Annotated in this window: 14 protein-coding genes; 5 read left to right on the top strand and 9 right to left on the bottom strand. The window is 60.9% G+C overall.

The genetic code is table 11. The features are described from left to right. Positions 1–47 precede the first annotated feature (47 nt). The 3 genes from I5L79_RS01140 to I5L79_RS01130 form a co-directional block, all read right to left on the bottom strand. Positions 48–1,484, bottom strand: coding sequence for a TolC family protein (locus I5L79_RS01140; RefSeq protein WP_196953177.1), 1,437 nt, complete (start codon positions 1,482–1,484; stop codon positions 48–50). Further along, positions 1,477–4,668, bottom strand: coding sequence for an efflux RND transporter permease subunit (locus I5L79_RS01135; RefSeq protein ID WP_196953176.1), 3,192 nt, complete (start codon positions 4,666–4,668; stop codon positions 1,477–1,479). The genes I5L79_RS01140 and I5L79_RS01135 overlap by 8 nt, the downstream gene beginning before the upstream one ends. 139 nt (positions 4,669–4,807) lie before the next feature. Further along, positions 4,808–5,899: an efflux RND transporter periplasmic adaptor subunit gene (locus tag I5L79_RS01130; RefSeq protein WP_196953175.1), complete on the bottom strand. Its 1,092-nt coding sequence runs from the start codon at positions 5,897–5,899 to the stop codon at positions 4,808–4,810. A gap of 195 nt (positions 5,900–6,094) precedes the next feature. Between I5L79_RS01130 and I5L79_RS01125 the strand changes: the two genes are divergently transcribed. From I5L79_RS01125 to I5L79_RS01115, 3 genes are all read left to right on the top strand, one after another. Beyond that, positions 6,095–8,176, top strand: coding sequence for a glycosyltransferase family 2 protein (locus I5L79_RS01125; protein ID WP_196953174.1), 2,082 nt, complete (start codon positions 6,095–6,097; stop codon positions 8,174–8,176). A 316-nt stretch (positions 8,177–8,492) separates the two neighbouring features. Next, positions 8,493–9,716 (top strand): pyridoxal phosphate-dependent aminotransferase, encoded by a 1,224-nt coding sequence (locus I5L79_RS01120; protein WP_196953173.1) that lies wholly within the window; start codon positions 8,493–8,495, stop codon positions 9,714–9,716. A 174-nt stretch (positions 9,717–9,890) separates the two neighbouring features. After that, positions 9,891–10,913: a bifunctional heptose 7-phosphate kinase/heptose 1-phosphate adenyltransferase gene (locus I5L79_RS01115; RefSeq protein ID WP_196953617.1), complete on the top strand. Its 1,023-nt coding sequence runs from the start codon at positions 9,891–9,893 to the stop codon at positions 10,911–10,913. Positions 10,914–11,119: 206 nt separating this feature from the next. On the opposite strand, the gene hemE is transcribed toward I5L79_RS01115, so the two are convergent. Next, positions 11,120–12,169 (bottom strand): uroporphyrinogen decarboxylase, encoded by a 1,050-nt coding sequence (gene hemE, locus I5L79_RS01110; protein WP_196953616.1) that lies wholly within the window; start codon positions 12,167–12,169, stop codon positions 11,120–11,122. Positions 12,170–12,282: 113 nt separating this feature from the next. After that, the gene (locus I5L79_RS01105; RefSeq protein ID WP_196953172.1) at positions 12,283–12,909 is read right to left on the bottom strand and encodes a MarC family protein; all 627 of its coding nucleotides are present in this window, start codon (positions 12,907–12,909) and stop codon (positions 12,283–12,285) included. 155 nt (positions 12,910–13,064) lie between these two features. Here I5L79_RS01105 and purE point away from each other — a divergent pair, with 155 nt between their 5' ends. Both purE and I5L79_RS23135 read left to right on the top strand, forming a co-directional pair. Beyond that, on the top strand, positions 13,065–13,625 hold the full coding sequence (gene purE, locus I5L79_RS01100; RefSeq protein ID WP_196953171.1) for a 5-(carboxyamino)imidazole ribonucleotide mutase: 561 nt from the start codon (positions 13,065–13,067) through the stop codon (positions 13,623–13,625). Positions 13,626–13,731: 106 nt separating this feature from the next. Beyond that, on the top strand, positions 13,732–14,901 hold the full coding sequence (locus tag I5L79_RS23135; protein WP_196953170.1) for an endonuclease/exonuclease/phosphatase family protein: 1,170 nt from the start codon (positions 13,732–13,734) through the stop codon (positions 14,899–14,901). A gap of 135 nt (positions 14,902–15,036) precedes the next feature. On the opposite strand, the gene I5L79_RS01090 is transcribed toward I5L79_RS23135, so the two are convergent. The 4 genes from I5L79_RS01090 to dnaK form a co-directional block, all read right to left on the bottom strand. Further along, on the bottom strand, positions 15,037–16,143 hold the full coding sequence (locus I5L79_RS01090) for a DegT/DnrJ/EryC1/StrS family aminotransferase (RefSeq protein WP_196953169.1): 1,107 nt from the start codon (positions 16,141–16,143) through the stop codon (positions 15,037–15,039). Between the two features lie 54 nt (positions 16,144–16,197). Continuing rightward, positions 16,198–17,346, bottom strand: coding sequence for an FAD-dependent monooxygenase (locus tag I5L79_RS01085; RefSeq protein ID WP_196953168.1), 1,149 nt, complete (start codon positions 17,344–17,346; stop codon positions 16,198–16,200). A gap of 46 nt (positions 17,347–17,392) precedes the next feature. Next, positions 17,393–17,962 carry a hypothetical protein gene (locus I5L79_RS01080; protein ID WP_231402651.1) on the bottom strand — a complete coding sequence of 190 codons (570 nt, stop codon included), beginning with the start codon at positions 17,960–17,962 and terminating at the stop codon, positions 17,393–17,395. Between the two features lie 207 nt (positions 17,963–18,169). After that, positions 18,170–20,116, bottom strand: a complete 1,947-nt coding sequence (gene dnaK, locus I5L79_RS01075; protein ID WP_196953166.1) for a molecular chaperone DnaK — start codon at positions 20,114–20,116, stop codon at positions 18,170–18,172. Between the last annotated feature and the right edge of the window lie 53 nt (positions 20,117–20,169).

Here is a 20,169-nt window from a genome sequence, read left to right as displayed (position 1 = left end):
TACTTTCGGCGCTATTTGCTGCCAGCTACAGGGTTAAGAGGTGTGGCTTACTGCCAGCCGCCGCCCAGGGCCCGGTACACGTTCACCGAGGCATTGAGCTGCTGCATCCGGGTTTCAATCAAATCGAACTTTGCTTCGAGTACGTCGCGCTGGGTGAAGAGCACTTCGGTGTAGTCGGCGCGGGCCGAGTTGAAGAGACTGGTGGAGATGTTGATGGACTGATTTAAGGCCTGCACCTCCCGGGCCTTGGCATCGTAGCTGTTTTGCAGGTTGCTGATGTTGGCCAGTTGGTTGGCCACTTCGATGTAGCCGTTCAGAATGGTCCGCTCGTAGTTGTACACGGCCTGGGTTTGCCGTGCATTGGCCGAGTAGTACAGGGCTTTGATGCCGTTCTTGTTGATGAGCGGGGCCGCCACGTTCCCCGCCAGGGAGAGCAGTATCGACTCCGGTGCATTCACCAGCAAGCCGGGCTTGAAGGCCTGCAGCCCAAGTCCCGCATCAATGCTCAGGCGCGGGTAGAAGTTAGCCCGGGCCACCTGCACATCCAGCTTAGCGGCCGTCAGGTTCTGCTCGGCCTGCCGGATGTCGGGGCGGTTTTGCAGCAGTTGGGCCGGCACGCCGGTTTGCACGGCTTTGGGCAGCAGGTCCGTAAAGTTCTGCGCGTTGCGCACCACTGGCTGCGGGTAGCGCCCCACCAGGAAGTTGATGCGGTTTTCTGTTTCCGTAATGCGCTGCTGAATCAGGTACTGACGGCTGGTGGTGTTCTGCACCTGCGCCTCGAAGCGCTGCACGGCCAGCTCCGTCACCCGGGCCGCGTCTTTCTGCAGGCGCACGGCCTTCAGCGCATTGGTCTGAATGCCGATGTTTTGCTGCAGAATGGCCAGCTGGTTGTCGAGGGCCAGCAACTCGTAGTATGAGGTAGCAATTTCAGCCACCAGGTTCGTGGCCGTGAAGTTCCGACCCTCTACCGACGCCAGGTAGCGGTTGGTAGCGGCCTGCTTGGCGGTGCGCAGCTTGTGCCAGATGTCTACTTCCCAGGAGGCAAACGCCCCGGCCTGGAAGTTGGTCAGCGGGTCGGGCGTGGGCTTTTCGTGGATGGGTACGTTTTCCTCCGTGGCACCCTGCAGGGTGTAGCGGCCCACCCGGTCGGCCGCGGCCTGCACCCCCAGGCCCACCGTGGGCAGGTACTCGCCCTTGCGGGCTCGCACTTCCTGGCGGGCAATGTCAATTTCCTGCTGGGTAATGTTCAGCTCCTGATTGCGCTGCAGGGCCGTGTCGATGAGAGCAACAAGGTTGGGGTCGGTGAAGAACTCCCGCCACTGCGTCTTGCCGGTGTTGCTGGCCGAGTCCGGGGCGGCGCCCGTGAAGCTCACGGGCACCGCGCGGTTTTCTTTTTTTACGGCCAGCTGGGGCGTTTTGCAGGCTCCTACCGCGAGGGCCAGGCCCGCAGCGCCCAGGTAGTTATACAAGCGTTTCTTAAGCATAAGGCTCCATTTCTTCCAGTTGCACGCGGGGCTCTACGCCTTCGAGGATGGGGGCTTCGTTTTCGTCCCGAATCAGTTTGCTGTTGCCGGCCAGCGTGCCGAAGAAGTAGTACAGGCCGGGGATGATGATTACCCCGAACACGGTACCGAACAGCATGCCGCCGAGGGCCGAGGAGCCGATGGTGCGGTTGCCGATAGCGCCGGCACCCGTAGCTACTACCAGCGGAATCAGGCCGGCAATAAAGGCGAAGGACGTCATCAGGATGGGGCGGAAACGTACCCGGGCGCCTTCAATGGCCGCGTCGCGGACGCTCATGCCTTCCTCGTGCTTCAGGGCCGCGAATTCCACAATCAGTACCGCGTTTTTCCCCAGCAGCCCGACGAGCATTACCAGGCCCACCTGAGCGTAGATGTCGTTGGCGAGGCCAAACATCTTGATGAACAGGAAGGACCCGAACACGCCCGCCACTAGGGAGAAGATAACGGCCAGCGGCAGCAGGAAGCTTTCATACTGCGCGGCCAGCACCAGATACACGAACACCAGCACGACCAGGAAAATAATCGTCGACTCGTTGCCGCGGCCTACTTCGTCCTTCGACAAGCCGCCCCAGTCGATATCGTAGCCGTGGGGCAGGTCCTGGGCCACTTCCTGCACCGCCTTGATGGCCTCGCCCGAGCTGAAGCCGGGGGCCGCACCGCCGCGGATGGAGGCCGTGGTGTACATGTTGTAGCGGTTGATTTCGTTGGCTCCCTGGGTTTTCACAATCTTCATGAAGGCCGAGAAGGGCACCATTTCGCCTTTGTCGTTCTTGGCCCACATGTTCAGCACGTCCTCGGGCAACTTGCGGTACTCGGGCGAGGCCTGCACAAACACCTTGAAGAAGCGCTGGTACTTGATGAAGCCCAGCTCGTAGGTAGAGCCCACCAGCACCGACAGCGTGTTCATGGCGTTGCCGATGCTCACGCCCTTCTGCATGGCCAGGTCATTGTCAATCTTAAGCTCGTACTGCGGGTAGTTGGCTGAGAAGAAGGTGAAAACCCCGGTCAGCTCCTTGCGCTTTTTCAGCTTGGCAATGAACTCGTTGTTTACCTGTTCCAGGGCTTTGTAGTCGCCGGAGTTGGTTTTGTCGAGCAGCTGCAGCTGAAAGCCGCCCGCCGCGCCGTAGCCGGGTACTGCTGGTGGCTCGAAGAACTCGATGGTCGCGCCCGGAATTTCGCGGGCCTTTTCCTCCAGGTGTTCGATGATTTCGGCAATGGACTCCTTGCGTTCCGACCACGGCTTCAGGTCGAGCAGCAGGGTGCCGGCGTTGGAACCCCGACCTTCGGTCAGTACCTCGTAGCCGGCCAGGGAGGAAATGTTGGCCACGCCGGGAATGTCCTTGGCCAGGCCCGCGAGACGCTGCGACACGGCGTTGGTTTGCTCCAGCGTGGTGCCAGGCGGGGTCTGCACAATGGCGTAAATCAGGCCCTGGTCTTCGCTGGGGATAAAGCCGGCCGGCAGCTTGGCCGCAATGGCCCAGATGCCCAGCCCAAAGGCAATGAGCATCACGAAGGTGACCACGCGGTTGGCCACGATGCGCTGCAGCAGGCCGGTGTAGGCGTTGGTCAGCTTTTCGAAGCCACGGTTAAACCAGTCGAAGAAGCGCTGCAAGGGCGTCTGCTTTTTGGGCTGCCCGTGGTGGTTTTTCAGGATCATGGCGCAGAGCACCGGCGTCAAAGTCAGCGCCACCAGGCCCGAAATAACAATAGCCGTAGCCATAGTAATCGAGAACTGCCGGTAGAAAATGCCCACCGGGCCGCTCATGAACGATACCGGGATGAATACCGCTGTCATCATAATGGTGATGCCGATGATGGCCCCGCTGATTTCGCCTACCACCAGGCGCACCGCGTTGTAGGGCGAGAGGTGCTCTTCCTCCATCTTGGCGTGCACGGCCTCAATCACCACAATGGCGTTATCCACCACAATACCAATCGAAAGCACCAGGGCAAACAGGGTAATCATGTTGATGGTGAGCCCAAAGGCCTGCATGGCCATAAAGGAGCCGACCAACGACACGGGCACGGCCAGGGCCGGAATCAGCGTGGAGCGCCAGTCGCCCAGGAACAGGAACACCACCAGGGCCACTAGGATGAAGGCGTCGCGCAGGGTGTGGATTACGTTCTCAATCGAGGCGTCGAGGAAGTTCGACACGTCGTAGGTGATTTTGTAGTCCATGCCGGGCGGGAAGCTCGTCTTCTTGAGCTCCTCCAGCTTGGCTTTCACCTCTTTAATTACGTCCGAGGCGTTGGAGCCGTAGGTTTGCTTGAGCACAATGGCCGCCGAGGGGTACTGGTTCAGGTTGGAGTAGATGTCGTAGTACTCCGAGCCCAACTCCACGTTGGCTACGTCGCGCAGGTGCAGGCTTTCCCCGTTGGAGTTGGCCTTCAGAATCACATTCTTATACTGCTCCACGTCGTTGAAGCGGCCCTGGTAGCTGAGCACGTACTCCAAAGACTGGGCGCTCTTGCCATCGGCCCGGCCGATACGGCCCGGGGAACCAATCACGCTCTGCTCTTCCAGGGCCTTCATCACGTCGTCCACGGAGATGTTGTAGGCCCGCATCCGGTCGGGCTTGAGCCACACGCGCATGGCGTACTGCCGGCTACCCAGGATGCTGGCCCGCCCAATGCCGTTGAGGCGCTGCAGCTCGGGTATCATGTTCACCCCAGCGAAGTTGAACAGGTACTTCATGTCCGTGTTCTTGTCTTTCGAGTACAAGTTCACGTACATCAGCATGTTGGGCACCACGCGGTTCACAATCACGCCCTCGCGCTGCACCAGCAGTGGCAGGCGGTTGAGTACCTGCGCAATGCGGGTATTCACGTTCACTACGGCCTGGTCGGGGTTGGTGCCCAGGTTGAACACGATTTGAATGTTGGCCTCGCCGGCCGATACGGCGTCGGAGGTCATGTACTTCATGCCGGGCACGCCGTTTACGGCCTGCTCCAGCGGAATCAGCACCGACTCGGTCAGCACCTTGGCGCTGGCCCCGGGGTACGAGGCACTCACCATCACGAGCGGGGGCGAGATTTCCGGGAACTGCGAGGTGGGCAGCTGGAAGATGGCCAGCGCGCCCATCAGCAGGATGGACACCGAAATGACGATGGCGAAAACCGGCCGTCGAATGAATTTACTGAACATAGAATGGCTGTTCTTTTCGTGGAAAAGGTCATGCCGAGCGGAGCCGGAGTATGTCTGTCTCAGGCTACCTCAATCGGGAAAACAAGGCGGGGAAACGCGTTGGCTCTGCGCAGCACGAAAGGCTACTTCAGGCTGTGTCCTACTCTGCAGATACTTTCAGGTGCGAGATGACGCCCTGCGGGGCGGTATAAGTGGAGGCTATTTTGTCGCCTTCCTTCACTTTGCGCAGGCCTTCGAGCATAATCCGGTCGTTGGCCGTGATGCCGGATTTGATGACGTACAGGTCGGGCATTTCCGAGGCAATGCCGATTTCCTGCTGGTGCACCACGTTGTCTTTACCCACCACAAACACGTACTTCTTCTCCAGTACCTCGAAGGTGGCTTTCTGCGGGATGATGAGGGCGTTTTTCAGGGGCACCGTCATCAGCACCGAGCCCGTTTCGCCGTTGCGCAGCAGGCCTTTAGGGTTAGGGAAAGTGGCCCGGAAGGCAATGTTGCCGGTTTCGTTGTTGAAGTCGGCCTCAATGGTTTGCACTACGCCGGTCTGGTCGAAGACCTCGTTGTTGGCCATGCGCAGGCGCACGTGCGCGGCTTTGTCGTTGGCTTTGGCGTGCGCCTGGTAGGCCAGGTACTCGGCTTCGGGCACGTTGTAGTACACCCACATCTTGCTGTTGTCCGACAAGGTGGTGAGCAGGTCGCCCTCGTCTACCAGGGAGCCCAGCCGGGCCTGGAAGTGGTCCATGATGCCGGTAAACGGCGCCCGGATGGTGGTGAAGCCCAGGTGCGTTTTGGCCAAATCAACTTCTGCCCGGGCCTTGTCCAGCTTAGCTTCCGACAGCGCCAGCTCGTTGGGCGACACGATGTTGCCGCTAGCCAGCTTCTTGGTGTTCTGGTACTCGATGTTCACGAACTTGGCCTCGGCTTCTGCTTTCTTCAGCTCGGCCTGGTAGAGCAGCGGCATAATCTGGAACATAAGCTGCCCCTGCTGCACGCGCTGCCCTTCGTCCACAAAGATCTTTTGGAGGTAGCCTTTTTCCAACGCCCGCACCTCAATGTGCTGGAAGGCGTGAATCTGGGCCACGTACTCCTTGGTGATGGTCGTGTCCTTTTGGAGTGGACTGGTAACCAGGTACTTTACTTTCTCTTCTTTCTCCTTATGCTTCTCGGAGCAGCTGGTGCCGCCGTACAGTACACTCACGCCCAGAAGCGCGAGCAGGAACCTTGTTTTCATACGTGTGTGGAATGCCATCCTGATTGAACAGCACAAAGCAACCGCCCACTTCATGAAGCCGGTATGAAGCCCCGCCTCGGCCTACAAGAATCTTTGGCCTGCCAGGCGCCGGATGAAACCCACGCCTGGCACTCTGCAATGCCGGTTGCACTCCGTAACTTTCGCCGTTCCACCCACCCGCCCGCAGTGCCTTCCGTGAAGCTTTCCGTTGTTATCGTCAACTATAACGTGTGCTACTTTCTGGAGCAGGCGCTGTTGTCGGTGCGGCGGGCGGTGGAAAAGCTGGGTGAGCCGGTGGAGGTGTTTGTGGTCGACAACAACTCGGTGGATGGCTCGGTGGCTATGGTGCGGGCCCGGTTTCCGGAGGTCGTCCTTATCGAAAACCACGACAACCCCGGCTTCTCGAAGGCCAACAACCAGGCCATCCGCCAAGCCCGCGGGCAGTACGTGCTGCTGCTTAACCCTGATACGGTGGTGGAGGAAGATACCTTCCGGCTGTGCTGCGCGTTTATGGACGCGCACCCGCGCGCCGGGGGCCTGGGCGTGAAAATGCTCGACGGGCAAGGCCGGTTTCTGCCCGAAAGCAAGCGGGGCCTGCCCACGCCCTGGGTGGCGTTCTACAAGATTTTCGGGCTGGCCAAGCTGTTTCCGAAGTCGCGGCGCTTCGGGCGCTACCACCTGGGCTTCCTCGATAAAGACCAGACCCACGAAATAGAAGTTCTGAGCGGAGCCTTTATGCTCATGCGCAAAGCCGCGCTGGACGAGGTAGGGCTGCTCGATGAGGACTATTTCATGTACGGGGAGGACATCGACCTTTCGTACCGCCTCACGCGGGGCGGCTGGCTGAACTACTATTTCCCCGGCACGCGCATCATCCACTACAAGGGTGAAAGCACCAAGCGCACGAGCGTCAATTATGTGTTCGTGTTTTACCGGGCCATGGTCATCTTTGCCCGCAAGCACTTCGCGCCGGAGCGGGCGGGCACGTTCAGCTTCCTCATCAACCTGGCCATCTGGCTGCGGGCCGGGGCGGCGGTGGCCCAGCGCCTGGCCGCGCAGGCCGCCCCCGTGCTGCTGGATGCCGGCCTGATTTACGGGGGCATGTTTTTTTTGAAAACATACTGGGAGCGAAACCACAAGTACGTGCCCGAGCCTTACCCCGAGAAATACATGCTGGTGGCCGTGCCCGCGTACGTGGCCGTGTGGCTGCTGTCGGCGTTTTTCAGCGGGGCCTACGACCAGCCCACCCGGGCCCGCCGCATTGTGCGCGGCGTGTTCCTGGGTACTTTGCTGATTTCGGCCGTCAGCAACTTTCTCGATGCCTGGCGCTTTTCCAAGGCCCTTATTGTGCTGGGCGGGGTGTGGGCCGTGGCTGCGCTGGTGCTGCGCCGACTGGCTTCCAACTTCCTGCGCTACCGCACCTTCAGCCTCACCCGCCAGCACCAGAAAAACGTGGGCATCGTGGGCTCGTTCGAGGAAAGTCAGCGGGTGCGCCAGCTGCTGGAACACGCCGCCGTGCCGGCCCGCATCATCGGCTACATCGAGCCCGCCAAGGCCGGGGTGCCCGTGCGCGCAGCCCGCGCCACGCCGCCTTATGAGCCCGTAGGCCACCCCGGCGCCGGCCGGTATACCACTACTTCGGCGGCGCTGCTTGCTGAGACGGAAACGCTCGACGCTCCCGCCGACGACCTGCTAGGCGAAGTCCGGCAGCTGGCTGACATTATCCGCATCTACGAGCTGCACGAGCTGATTTTCTGCGGCCGCGACCTGACCGCCAGCCAGATTATCGGCTTGATGGTGAGCGTGCCCCAGCACCCGCCGGTGGCCTACAAAATCCTGCCCCAGGACAGCGAGTACATCATCGGCAGCTCCGGCAAAGACTCGCCCGGCGACTACTACGCGCTTGACATCACCCTAAATCTTTTCCGGCCCCAGCAGGTGCGCAACAAGCGGGTGCTCGATTTCCTGACCAGCCTGGGCTTTCTGCTAGGCTCGCCGCTGCTCGTCTGGTGGCAGCCGCGCAAAGGTGGTTTTCTGCGCAACTGCCTGCGCGTGCTCAGCGGCTCCCGCACCTGGGTGGGCCTGCGCTATGCGGCCGCGCCGCAACGCCTGGCCCGCGCCATTCTCTCGCCCGCCGATGCAGCCCAGGCCGCCGGCCCGCTCACCGGGGCTACGCGCCGCCGCCTGGAGCTGCTTTACGCCAAGGACTACGAAACCGGTACCGACCTGCGCCTGCTATTGCGCTGCTTCCGCCAACTGGGCCGGGAAGAGGAGTGAGGTGGTGATGAGTTGACAGGTAACAGGTAACAGGGGCGCCCGGCGGCAGACTTAGGCCGCAGCCCGCGTATGCCCGCCGATGGATTGAAGCCAGCTTCCCGACCGGCGGCCGCAAAGCGGCCCGGCAGTAATGCGCCGCTTGCTCACCAGCCTGTCACAGGTTACCTGTCACGTGTTACCTGTCTCCTGTTACGTTTCACCCCAAAACCAGAAACCGTAAAACCGCCGAAAGCAGGTACTTGTAGTTCCGGAGGCGCTGCGTACATTCCGCCTACTTTTGTGCCATCACGCTCACTGCTTTCAACCTTCTTCCTAAATGTCCGCTGAAGCTACTACCCTCGCGCCCCTCGTGTTGTCTGACCGCATCAACTCCATGCAGGAGTCGCAGACCATTGCTATGGCCAAAAAAGCCCGGGCGCTGGCGGCCGAGGGGTTTGATGTGATTAACCTGAGCTTTGGCGAGCCGGATTTTCAGACGCCCCAGTACATCAAGGACGCCGCCAAGGAAGCCCTCGACCAGGGCTACACGCTCTACACGCCGGTTCCCGGCTACCTGGAACTGCGTCAGGCTATCTGCGACAAGCTGCAGCGCGAAAATCACCTCAGCTACAAGCCTGAAAACGTGGTAGTGAGCACCGGCGCCAAGCAAGCCTTGGTGAACGTGGTGATGAGCCTGGTAAACCCCGGCGACGAGGTAGTGGTGTTTGCCCCTTATTGGGTGAGCTACGAGGAGATGGTGAAGCTGGCTGAGGGCGTGCCAGTGCCGCTGGTGGGCTCCCTGGAAAATGACTTCAAGGTGACGGCCGCCGAGCTGGAAGCCGCCATTACGCCCCGCACCCGCCTCATCATGTACTCCTCACCCTGCAACCCCACGGGCTCGGTATTCAGCCGCGAAGAGTTGGCTGCCATTGCCGAGGTAGTGGCCCGCCACCCGCAGGTGCACGTGCTGGCCGACGAGATTTATGAGTACATCAACTTCGTGGGGGAGCACGTGAGCATTGCCCAGTTTGAGGACATCAAGGACCGGGTGATTACGGTGAATGGCTTCTCGAAGGGCTACGCCATGACGGGCTGGCGCGTGGGCTACCTGGTAGCCCGCAAGGAAATTGCCAGCGCCTGCGAGAAAATCCAGAGCCAGATTACGTCCGGCACCTGCTCCATTGCCCAGCGGGCCGCGCTGGCAGCTCTCCTGGGCGGCCGCAGCTCCGCCGATGAGATGGTGACGGCCTACCACCGCCGCCGCGACCTGGTGCTGGAGCTGGCCCAGGACATTCCCGGCTTCCGCACGCCCACGCCCAGCGGCGCCTTCTACGTCTTCCCCGATGTAAGCGGCTGCTTCGGCAAATCTACGCCCGAGGGGCAAACCATCAATTCGGCGGCCGACCTGGCCATGTACCTGCTCAACGATGCCCACGTGGCCGCCGTAGATGGGGGCGCGTTTGGCGCGCCGGCCTGCATCCGCTTCAGCACCGCCGCCGCCGATGAAAAGCTGCGCGAAGCCTTCCAGCGCATCAAAAACAGCGTAGCCAAGCTGGCCTAGCTCCGGAAAATCATAGTAACGTTTGAGGGCGGACATAGTAATGTCCGGGACAAGACATAGTAATGTCTTTGGTAAAACGTCCTAATGTCTTGCCCAAGACATTAGGACGTTTTGCGTACGGCGCGTTGTGGCCGGGCTGCCTACCTTTGCGGCTCTGTACCTGACTTTGCCTTGATGCCTGCTGCCGCGCCTCCCGCTTCGTTGCCCGATTTGTTTGCCGCTTTCAACCAGCTCACCGTGCTCATTGTGGGCGACGTGATGATGGATGCCTACGTGTGGGGCAAGGCCGCGCGCCTCTCGCCCGAAGCGCCGGTGCCCGTGGTGAATGTGAGCCGGCAGGAACAGCGCCTGGGCGGAGCGGCCAACGTGGCTCTGAACGTGCAGGCCCTGGGGGCTACCCCGCTGCTGTGCGCCGTGGTTGGCCAGGACCAGGGCGGCGACCAGCTGCTGGATCTGCTGCACGCCGGTGGCCTTTCGGCCGAGGGAATGGTGCGCTCCACGCATCGGCCTACTACCGTAAAGCAGCGCATTCTGGCCCACGGGCAGCAGCTCCTGCGCATCGACTCCGAGGTGGAAACCGACCTCAACGAAGCCGAAAATGCCGACCTCACCGCCCGCTTCGAGCAACTACTGCCCCGCGCCGATGTGGTTATCTTCGAGGACTACGACAAGGGCGTGCTCAACGCCGAAAGCATTCGGCGCTTTATTGGACTGGCGCGGGCCCAGGGCATTCCTACCGTCGTCGACCCCAAGAAAAAGAACTTTCTGGCCTATCAGCACTGCACCCTGTTCAAGCCGAATCTGAAAGAGCTGCGGGAAGGCCTCAAGCTGGATTTCGGCGACTCCGATGCCGACCGTCCGCACTTTGAGGCGGCGGTAGCCCGGCTGCGGGAAGCCCTGACGCCGGATACCGTGCTGGTCACCCTTTCCGAGCGCGGCGTTTTCGTGGAAGATAAGAACCTGACGCGCACTTATCTGCCCGCGCACCTGCGCACCATTTCCGACGTTTCGGGTGCTGGTGATACCGTTATCAGCATTGCGGCCCTGTGCGTGGCCCTAGGCTTATCCGCTCCCGTAACGGCCGCGCTGGCTAACCTCGGCGGTGGCCTGGTGTGTGAGCAGGTGGGCGTGGTACCTATCGAAAAGCAGCTGCTACTGGCCGAAGCTCAGGAAAAAGGCCTGCAATTGAGCAGCTAGGCTGTGGCTGTCCAAAGAGCTTCCTGTCATTGTGAGGTATGTGGTGCATCAAGCCAGTATCCAAAGCCATCCGTCTTGAGCAACGTAACAAGGCCTAGAATGTGAAAAGCCCCTGACGTCAGCACGAACGTCAGGGGCTTTCTGGTAAAGGACATTTCCTACTTCGCAGAGGACGGATGGCATCGGCTCTGCCTCACTATGAAGCTTTAAATTTGGCCTTCGCGGGCCAGAGCGCTAAACTCTTTCACGGTTTCGATGAACACCTTCACGTTATCGGGATTGGTGTCGGGGTACACGCCGTGGCCCAGGTTGGCAATGTGACGCTGGGGCCCAAAGCGGCGCAGCATCTGAATGGTGGCGTGCTGCACCTGCTCCGGCGTGCCATAGAGGGCGCATGGGTCGAGGTTGCCTTGCAGGGTTTTGCCGTCGCCGATGGCGGCGCGCACGGCCCGCGGGTCCTCGTTCCAGTCGAGTCCGATGGTGCGGCAGGGCAGCGTGGCAAACTCGGGCACGGCAAAGAAGGCGCCCTTGGCAAAAACCGTTACGGGCACGGTGGGCAGGGCCTCGCAGATTTCGCGAATGTAGCGCGTACTGAACTCCTGATAATGGTGGGGCGGCAGGATGCCGGCCCAGGAGTCGAATACCTGAATGAGGTTGGCGCCGGCTTCTACCTGGGCCTGCAGGTAGGAAATGGTGGTGGCGGTAATCTTGCGCAGGAGTTCGTGGGCCAGCTGCGGGTCGGTGTAGAGCAGGCGGCGGGCCTTGCTGAAGGTTTTGGAGCCGTGGCCCTCTACCATGTAAGCCAGAATCGTCCACGGGGCGCCGGCAAAGCCGATAAGCGGTACGCGCCCGTTGAGGCTGCGCTTGGTCACGCGGATGGCTTCCAGCACGTAACCCAGGTGCTCCTCGGGGTCGGCAATGCGCAGGCGGTTTACATCGTGGCGCGACTGCACAGTTTGCGGAAACAGCGGGCCGCGGGCTTCCACCATTTCGTAGGTGAGGCCCATGGCCTCGGGCACCACCAGAATGTCGGAGAAGATGATGGCCGCGTCCACGTCCAAGGCATCCACCGGCTGAATGGTGACTTCGGCAGCCAGCTCGGGCGTTTCCACCAGCTCTTTGAAGCCGCTCAGGCGACCCCGCAGGGCGCGGTACTGGGGCAGGATGCGGCCCGCCTGGCGCATCAGCCACACGGGGGTACGTTCGGTATCTTCGCCGCGGGCGGCACGGAGCAGGAGGTCGTTCTTCAGCATAATCGGGGCAAAGGTACAAACGGTGAAATAGGAAGCTGGTGAAATGGTGAGTTTGACGTTCTACCGGCTCAGATTGCGCGGATTGGTCGTCAAACTCACTATTTCACTATATCACCTCAATGCGTCAGGCCCGGAAAAAGCGCCTTGATGGCCGTAGCCAGGAAATTCACCCCAATAGCCAGCGTGATAAAGCCCATAATCCGCGCCAGGGCCGCCATGCCCGGCCGCCCCAGAAACCGCGTGAGCCGCAGCGACGACATCAGAATGATATAAGCTGCCAGCGCCACCAGCACAAACCCAAGGATGATCAACCCCATATCGAGGTAGGAGAGGTGCTCCGTAAAGAGGCCGATGCACACGGCCATGGAGCCCGGCCCCGAGAGCATGGGCATGGCCAGCGGGGTAAACGAAATGTCGTTTTTGTGCATGCTTTCCTCCAACGTGGCGTCCGAAACCTTGGCGCGGTTGCCGCCCGGCGTGAGCAGGTCGAAGGCCGAGCGCATCAGCAGAATGCCGCCCGCAATGCGCAGATGGTGGATGTTGATGCCAAAGAAATTGAGCACGTACTGCCCGGCCACAAACGACACGGTGAGCACCGCAATCATGTACAGGCAGGCTTTCAGGCCGATGTTGGCACGCTCCTGGGGCGTGTCTTCCTCGGTAAGGGTCAGAAATACCGGCATGGCCCCGAAGGGATTCACAACGGAAAACAGAGTAGTGAACGTGGCGAGCAGAATTTCCATGGGCGGCGCGCGTCAGGCGGAGGCAGATCAAAGGTACGAGCCTTTGAGAATCAGCAAACAGGAAAAATGCTATGTTTAAGGAGCCAACCACCGGGCCCCGGGCGCGTAGAACCGCCCAAGCCGGTTGAGCCTTCCTATTTTCCGCTACTGATTCCATGACTACCCACCCCCCCGCGGCTTCGGCCGCCGACTCGCCCGCTGCCCCCGACGCCAGCCCCATTGTGGGCATCATTATGGGCTCTCAGTCCGATCTGAAGATCATGAACGGCGCGGCCGAGCTGCTGCGGCAGTTTGGCGTGCCCTTCGAAATTACCCTGGTTTCGGCGCACCGCACCCCGCACCGCCTGGTGGAGTACGCTGAAACGGCCCGCAAGCGCGGCCTGCGCGTGATTATTGCCGGCGGGGGCGGAGCGGCCCACCTGCCCGGGATGGTGGCCGCTTTTACTACGCTGCCGGTTATCGGGGTGCCCATCAACTCCACTACCTCCATCCGGGGGCTGGATTCGGTGCTGTCGATGCTGCAAATGCCGGCTGGTGTGCCGGTGGCTACGGTTTCTATTGATGGCGCGCCCAACGCCGCCGTGCTGGCCACCCAAATTCTGGGTTTGAGCAATGCCCGGCTGGCCGACGTACTGGAGAAGTACCGCACCTCGCTCAAGGATAAAGTGATGCGCACCATCGAGGAGCTGCGCAAAGGCGGCTTCAGCGACGACTAGAGGAGAATGAGTAAGTGCGTGAATCAGGGGAAGAAGCCAGCGGGCTGCTTTGCCTCGTCACTACACCGGTACCTCACTCATTCCTTCATCCTCTCATTCACTGCTTGTGCCTGATTTTAGTTCTATGCCGGTCTGGCTGATTGTATTGCATGCGCTGACGCTGCTGCTCGCAGTGGCAGCCGTAGTGGCGACGCTGCTGCCGCTGCTGCGCCAAACCGCGTGGTGGATTCGTATCTGCGACTTTCCGCGCCTGCAGATTGTGGGCGTTACGCTGCTGGTGCTGCTGGCCGGCCTGGCGCTGAAATGGCACCGGCTGCCCGGCTACTGGGGCCTCACGCTTCTGGGGATGCTGGCCGTGGTGGTGGGCTACCAGGTGTTTCGCATTATGCCCTACACGCCGCTGGTTCGCAAGCAGGTGGGCGACAGCACGGCCAAAGCCAGCCAGGGGCACCTGAGTTTGGTGATGATGAACGTGCTGCAGTTCAACAAGCAGGGGCCCCGTGCCCTGGCCGTTATTCAGGAAGCGGACCCAGATATTATCATGGCGGTGGAAACGGACGAGTGGTGGCTGAATCAGCTGCGCCCGCTCGAAAAAACCCACCCCTACACCTGCCACGAGCCCTTAGACAATACCTACGGCCTGCTGTTCTTCTCGCGCCTGCCGCTGGAAAACTGCACGATTAAGTACTTACTCGACGACGACATTCCGTCCATCCATACCTACGTGGATTTGCCGGGCACGAAAACGCGGGTGCGCATCTATGGGCTTCACCCCAAGCCGCCAGCGCCCCAGGAATCCAAAACCAGCACCAAGCGCGACGCTGAGCTGCTGCTGGTAGGCAAAGAAATTGACCGCAAAGACGAGCCGACCATCGTGTTCGGGGATATGAACGATGTGGCCTGGTCGCACACGTCTGAGCTGTTCCGGCGCATAAGCGGCCTGCTCGACCCCCGCGTGGGCCGCGGGCTGCTGCCTACCTTCCACGCCGATTACCGCCTGATGCGCTGGCCCCTCGACCACGTGTTTGTGTCGCCGCACTTCAAGGTAGACGATATGGAGCGCCTGCCCTACGTGGGCTCCGACCATTTTCCCATCTACATCAAGCTCAGCTACGAACCCGCCCACAAGGTTATTCAGGAGGAAAACGCAGAAGAAGCTGATGCCAGTGACCACGAAGAAGCCCTGGAAAAAATCCGGGAAGGCTTCGAGGAGGAAAACGAGGAGGAAGAAGACGAAGCCAGCAACCCCCAGCCCAAAAAGGAGCTGACGACGTAAGCAGCCGCCGCTTTCTATCCTCGTCACCAAATGAAGTTCGAAAACGTGGGAGGGTGTGGGGTATGCCCCCGCCCATCGTTTGCGCCGCTCGGAAACTCGTGCAGCCACGGGCGGGGGCAGGCCCCGCACCCTACTTCATGACGGCTTAAACTCCCGTATCGTCTGGCATACCTCGGTTACCTGCGCTTCCGTCATGCCGGGCCAAAGCGGGAGGCTGAGACAGGTGGCGGCCAACTGCTCGGCAATGGGGAACTGACCTTGGGAGAAGCCCAGATGCTGGTAGGCCGGCTGCAGATGCGGCGGCACCGGGTAATGAACAGCCGTGCCGATGCCGTGGGCCGCCAAGTGCTGCTGCAGGGCATCACGATGGGACGTGCGCACCACGTACAGGTGATAAACGTGCGTGGAAGAAGGCAGGCAATACGGCCGGTGCAGCCAGGCAATATCGGCCAGCCCGGCATCGTACCAGGCGGCCAGCTGCTGGCGCTGCTGCGTCCAGAAATGCAGGTGGACCAGCTTCACGCGCAGAATAGCAGCCTGCAGCTCATCCAGCCGGGCGTTCTGGCCAATAACTTCGTTCTGATATTTCTGGCGGGAACCGTAGTTGCGCAGCACACGCAACTGCTCAACCAGCGCGGCATCATTCGTAGTAAGGGCGCCGGCGTCGCCGAGGGCGCCGAGGTTTTTGGTGGGGTAGAAGCTAGTGGCGTTCAGGTGCCCAAAGGAACCCGTCGGCTGGCCTTGACTGGTAGCCCCGTGGGCCTGGGCATTGTCTTCCACCACCCAAAGGTTGTGCGCCCGCGCTACCTGTATAATGGCTGCCATATCACAGGCCTGCCCGTAGAGATGCACCGGCATGATAGCGCGGGTACGCGGCGTAATAGCGGCCGCCAACAACGCCGGATTCAGGTTGCCGGTAGCGGCATCGGGCTCTACGGGCACTATGGTGGCACCCACGTACGACACGGCCAGCCAGGTAGCCACATAAGCGTTGCTGGGCACCAGCACCTCGTCGCCGGGGCCAATGCCCAGGGCCAGCAGCGCCAGGTGCAGGGCCGCGAGGCCACTACTCACGCCCACGCAGTGCGCCGTGTGGGAGAAGGCAGCGTACTCCGCCTCAAACGCCCGCACCTCCTCGCCCAGCACATACCACTCCGAGTCGAATACCCGCGTCATGGCCGCCAGGGTGGCCTCCCGAACGCGGGCATTCTGGGCGGTAAAAGACTGGAAGGGAATACGCATCGGCAAAGGGTAAGACAGAGTTCCGGGCAAAGAAACGCGTTGCGGCACGAATAGCTACTCGCCCTCCTCATAGAGAAAAGCCATCTGCTGCTCGTTCAGGCGGCTGGGCAGGGCACGCATCACGGCGTTGCGCAGCTTCACCAGCACCAGATTGGTAAGCTGGGCGGCTTTCCCCAGCTGCCACGACTGCGTGATGATGCGCGCAGTGCGCCGCCGGCGGCGCTGGTCAAACCGCTGAAACGCCGCTTCCAGTGAATCAGTAGAAGCCAGGCATGACGCCAGCGCGGCGGCATCTTCCACCGCCTGGCCGGCACCCTGGCCCATGTTCGGCGTGGTGGCGTGGGCCGCGTCACCGATAAGCAGCACCCGGCCAAAATGGAACTGGCGGAGCGGTTTCAGGTCCAGAATGTCGCCCCAGAGTACTTGTTCGTCTGTCGTCAAAGCCAGCAGCTGCGGAATAGGGGCGTGGTAGCCGGCAAACTGCCGCTGTAGATCGGCCACGCGAAAGGCGCGGAAGTGGGCGCTGCGTGCCTCGGGGCTGTTGACGCAGGCAAACCAGTACACCTGCCCGTTGCCCAGCGGTACCATGCCGAAGCGGCCGGCGCGGCCCCAGGTTTCGGTGGTACGGCCGGCCGGCAGCTGCAGGACAGCGGCATCTACCACACCCCGCCAGCAGGTATAGCCCGCGTAGCGCGGCTTGCTCCCGGGCAGTAGCTGCCGCCGTACCCGGGAGTTGATGCCGTCGGCGGCCAGCAGCGCATCGGCGGTCAGGTGGCTGCCATCTTCAAAATAGGCGGTGACCTGTGTGACCGTTTGCTCGAAGCGAGCCAGGCGCTTACCCAGCTGCACGATGCCCGCCGGCAGCGCCGCCAGCAGCAGGCGCTGCAGCTCGGCCCGGTGAATAGCCAGGTTGTCGTAGCCGACCCGCTCGGTGAATGGGCGGGTGTCGATGGCGTTCAGGTCGCGGCCGAACTCATCCAGCAGCCCGATGCCCGTTACAGCAAACCCCTGTTGGTGTACTGTGTCGTGCAGGCCCAGCCGGTCGAGGGCGCGCATGGCGTTGGCGCCCAGCACCACACCCGCGCCCACTTCGCGCAGCTCGGCCGCTGCTTCCACTACCTGAACCTGGTGCTGCTGCTGGAGCAGCGCCTGGGCCGTGGCCAGCCCAGCTATGCCGCCACCGATGATAAGGAAATGCGCCATTCCAGGTAAAGCAAAAGGATGCGTAATGTGTCGTGAACGCGCCTAGCTAACGAGTGAAAATAGACTGATGCAGGACGGTTTGGTACGTTAAGTAGCGGCCCGGCACTTTCCGCTCTGTAACGGAGCAGGTATGCAGCACCAAGCGGCCTTCCGTATCTAGGCCCACCTGGGCCACACTGCCCGCCGCTCGAAGAGCCCCAAACAGCAATAAGTAGCGTTGGCCAACAAGGGCATAGTTGCGCGTCAGGCGTTTGGCTTTGGGTTCATCGGCTTGCAGACTAAACTTCTGGTTAGTAATGTTAAGCGTTACGGTACCGGGTAGGTCGTGTACCGTGGCCTTGCGGTAAAACTTCTGTTCGGCAACTGAAAAGGAGTCGATGTGCACGACTACCCGATTAGCCAGGCTGCGCCAGTTGCCAGGTAGGCGGGTTGCATCCGCTATGCGGGTTGTGGTGTCGAGCTGGGCGTGCGGGCGCGCTGAGTTGGCTACCCACCACGTGTGCACCCCGTCTTTGACAAATGATAGGCCCTGCTGGGTCTTTTTTATTTCGGGCCTCAGAAACCGCTCATACCGGCCGTAGTCCTGTTCCCACCGTTCGGGGGTAGGCGTAGGCAAAGCCGTTGCATACGTAGCCGGAAAATGGGTAGAGTCTGCTACCGGCAAGGTAACCCCTGGCTTGAAGTCTAAGTTGAATCCGGTGGGTGCTGGCAGTACCATAGTTATCAACGCAGCCAGCGCGGCATGTAAAGATATCATGCCCCAAACTTAAAAAAAAGGCCCGGCAGAACTTCTGCCGGGCCTTTTTTACTTCAGATCAGCCAATTACTTCTGGCCGTCTACTTCTTCGTAGTCCACGTCGGTCACGTTGTCGTGGCCGGCACCTTGCTGGCCGTTGCCGCCGGGTTGGCCGGCACCACCGAAGGGGTTGCCACCTTCCGCGCCAGGCTGGCCAGCAGGGCCGCTCTGGGCATACATTTCCTGCGAGGCAGCCTGCCAGGCCGCGTTGATGGCGGCCATGGCCGTATCAATCTGCCCGAGGTCCTTGCTCTCGTGGGCTTTCTTGAGGTCGGCCAGGGCGCTTTCCACGGCCGTTTTGTTGCCGCCGCTCAGCTTGTCGCCGTACTCCTGCAGCTGCTTTTCGGTCTGGAAGATCATCGAGTCGGCCTGGTTGACTTTCTCGATTTTCTCACGCTCAGCCTTATCTGCTTCGGCGTTGGCCTGGGCTTCCTGGCGCATCCGCTCAATGTCGGCATCCGAGAGGCCCGAGGAGGCCTCGATGCGGATTTTCTGCTCCTTGCCGGTGCCTTTGTCCTTGGCCGTTACGTGCAGAATGCCGTTGGCATCAATGTCAAAGGTTACTTCGATCTGCGGAACGCCGCGGGGTGCGGGCGGAATCGAGTCGAGGTGGAACTTGCCGATGGTGCGGTTCTGCGAAGCCATGGGCCGCTCACCCTGCAACACGTGGATTTCCACGGAAGGCTGGTTGTCGGAAGCCGTCGAGAACGTCTCAGACTTCTTGGTCGGAATCGTGGTGTTTGACTCGATGAGCTTGGTCATCACGCCGCCCATCGTCTCAATGCCGAGGCTCAGCGGAGTTACGTCGAGCAGGAGCACGTCCTTCACTTCACCAGTCAGTACACCGCCCTGGATGGCAGCACCCACAGCTACTACTTCGTCGGGGTTTACGCCCTTCGAAGGCTTCTTGCCGAAGAACTTCTCAACTTCTTCCTGGATGCGCGGAATGCGGGTCGAGCCACCTACCAGAATCACATCATTGATGTCGGAAGTGCTCAGGCCAGCGTCCTGCAGGGCCTTTTTCACTGGCTCCATCGAGCGACGAATCAGCGAGTCGGCCAGCTGCTCGAACTTCGAGCGGCTCAGTTTCACCACCAGGTGCTTGGGGCCCGAGGCCGTAGCGGTGATGTAGGGCAGGTTGATTTCCGTTTCCGTCGAAGACGACAGCTCTACTTTGGCTTTCTCAGCAGCTTCTTTCAGGCGCTGCAGGGCCATAGCATCCTTGCGCAGGTCAAGACCTTCGTTTTCCGAAGAGAACGTCTCGGCGAGGAAGTTGATGATAACCTGGTCGAAGTCGTCGCCGCCGAGGTGGGTATCCCCGTTGGTGCTCAGTACTTCGAATACGCCGTTGTCCAGCTCCAGAATCGAAATATCGAACGTACCACCGCCGAGGTCATACACGGCTACTTTGTGGTTCGAGTGGTCTTTGTCGAGGCCATACGCCAGGGCAGCCGCCGTGGGCTCGTTGATGATGCGCTTCACATCGAGGCCGGCAATGGCACCGGCTTCTTTAGTGGCTTGGCGCTGGGCGTCGTTGAAGTAAGCGGGTACCGTAATAACGGCTTCCGTCACGGGCTGGCCGAGGTAGTCTTCGGCGGTCTGCTTCATTTTCTGCAGGACCATGGCCGAAATCTCCTGGGGCGTGTACTGCCGGTCACCGATTTTCACGCCAACCGTATTGTTGGAGCCGCTGCCCAGGGCATAGGCCACGTGCTTGGCTTCTTCGGAAACCTCCGAGAAGTTGCGGCCCATGAAACGCTTGATCGACTGGATGGTGTTGTGCGGGTTGGTAATGGCCTGACGCTTAGCCGGGTCACCTACTTTACGCTCGCCTTTACCGTTGTCGAGGAACGCTACAATCGACGGAGTCGTGCGGCGGCCTTCGCTATTTGGAATCACCACCGGCTCGTTGCCTTCCATTACGGCCACGCAGGAGTTGGTGGTGCCGAGGTCAATACCAATTATTTTTCCCATTGTTCAGGAGTATCGTTAGGGTGTTGAGGTGTCAGGTTCAGGAGCGCCGAAGC

It is taken from the genome of Hymenobacter guriensis, assembly GCF_015773195.1.
Lineage (GTDB): Bacteria > Bacteroidota > Bacteroidia > Cytophagales > Hymenobacteraceae > Hymenobacter > Hymenobacter guriensis.
This window is presented reverse-complemented; position numbering and strand designations above follow the sequence as displayed.

Excerpts from the sequence above, each read along its gene's own strand:
- I5L79_RS01120 (WP_196953173.1), top strand. The coding sequence starts at position 8,493 with ATGTCCGCTGAAGCTACTACCCTCGCGCCCCTCGTGTTGTCTGACCGC.
- I5L79_RS01140 (WP_196953177.1), bottom strand. The coding sequence starts at position 1,484 with ATGCTTAAGAAACGCTTGTATAACTACCTGGGCGCTGCGGGCCTGGCC.
- I5L79_RS01085 (WP_196953168.1), bottom strand. The coding sequence starts at position 17,346 with ATGGCGCATTTCCTTATCATCGGTGGCGGCATAGCTGGGCTGGCCACG.
- I5L79_RS01130 (WP_196953175.1), bottom strand. The coding sequence starts at position 5,899 with ATGAAAACAAGGTTCCTGCTCGCGCTTCTGGGCGTGAGTGTACTGTAC.
- purE (WP_196953171.1), top strand. The coding sequence starts at position 13,065 with ATGACTACCCACCCCCCCGCGGCTTCGGCCGCCGACTCGCCCGCTGCC.
- dnaK (WP_196953166.1), bottom strand. The coding sequence starts at position 20,116 with ATGGGAAAAATAATTGGTATTGACCTCGGCACCACCAACTCCTGCGTG.
- I5L79_RS01135 (WP_196953176.1), bottom strand. The coding sequence starts at position 4,668 with ATGTTCAGTAAATTCATTCGACGGCCGGTTTTCGCCATCGTCATTTCG.
- I5L79_RS01115 (WP_196953617.1), top strand. The coding sequence starts at position 9,891 with ATGCCTGCTGCCGCGCCTCCCGCTTCGTTGCCCGATTTGTTTGCCGCT.
- I5L79_RS01090 (WP_196953169.1), bottom strand. The coding sequence starts at position 16,143 with ATGCGTATTCCCTTCCAGTCTTTTACCGCCCAGAATGCCCGCGTTCGG.
- I5L79_RS01105 (WP_196953172.1), bottom strand. The coding sequence starts at position 12,909 with ATGGAAATTCTGCTCGCCACGTTCACTACTCTGTTTTCCGTTGTGAAT.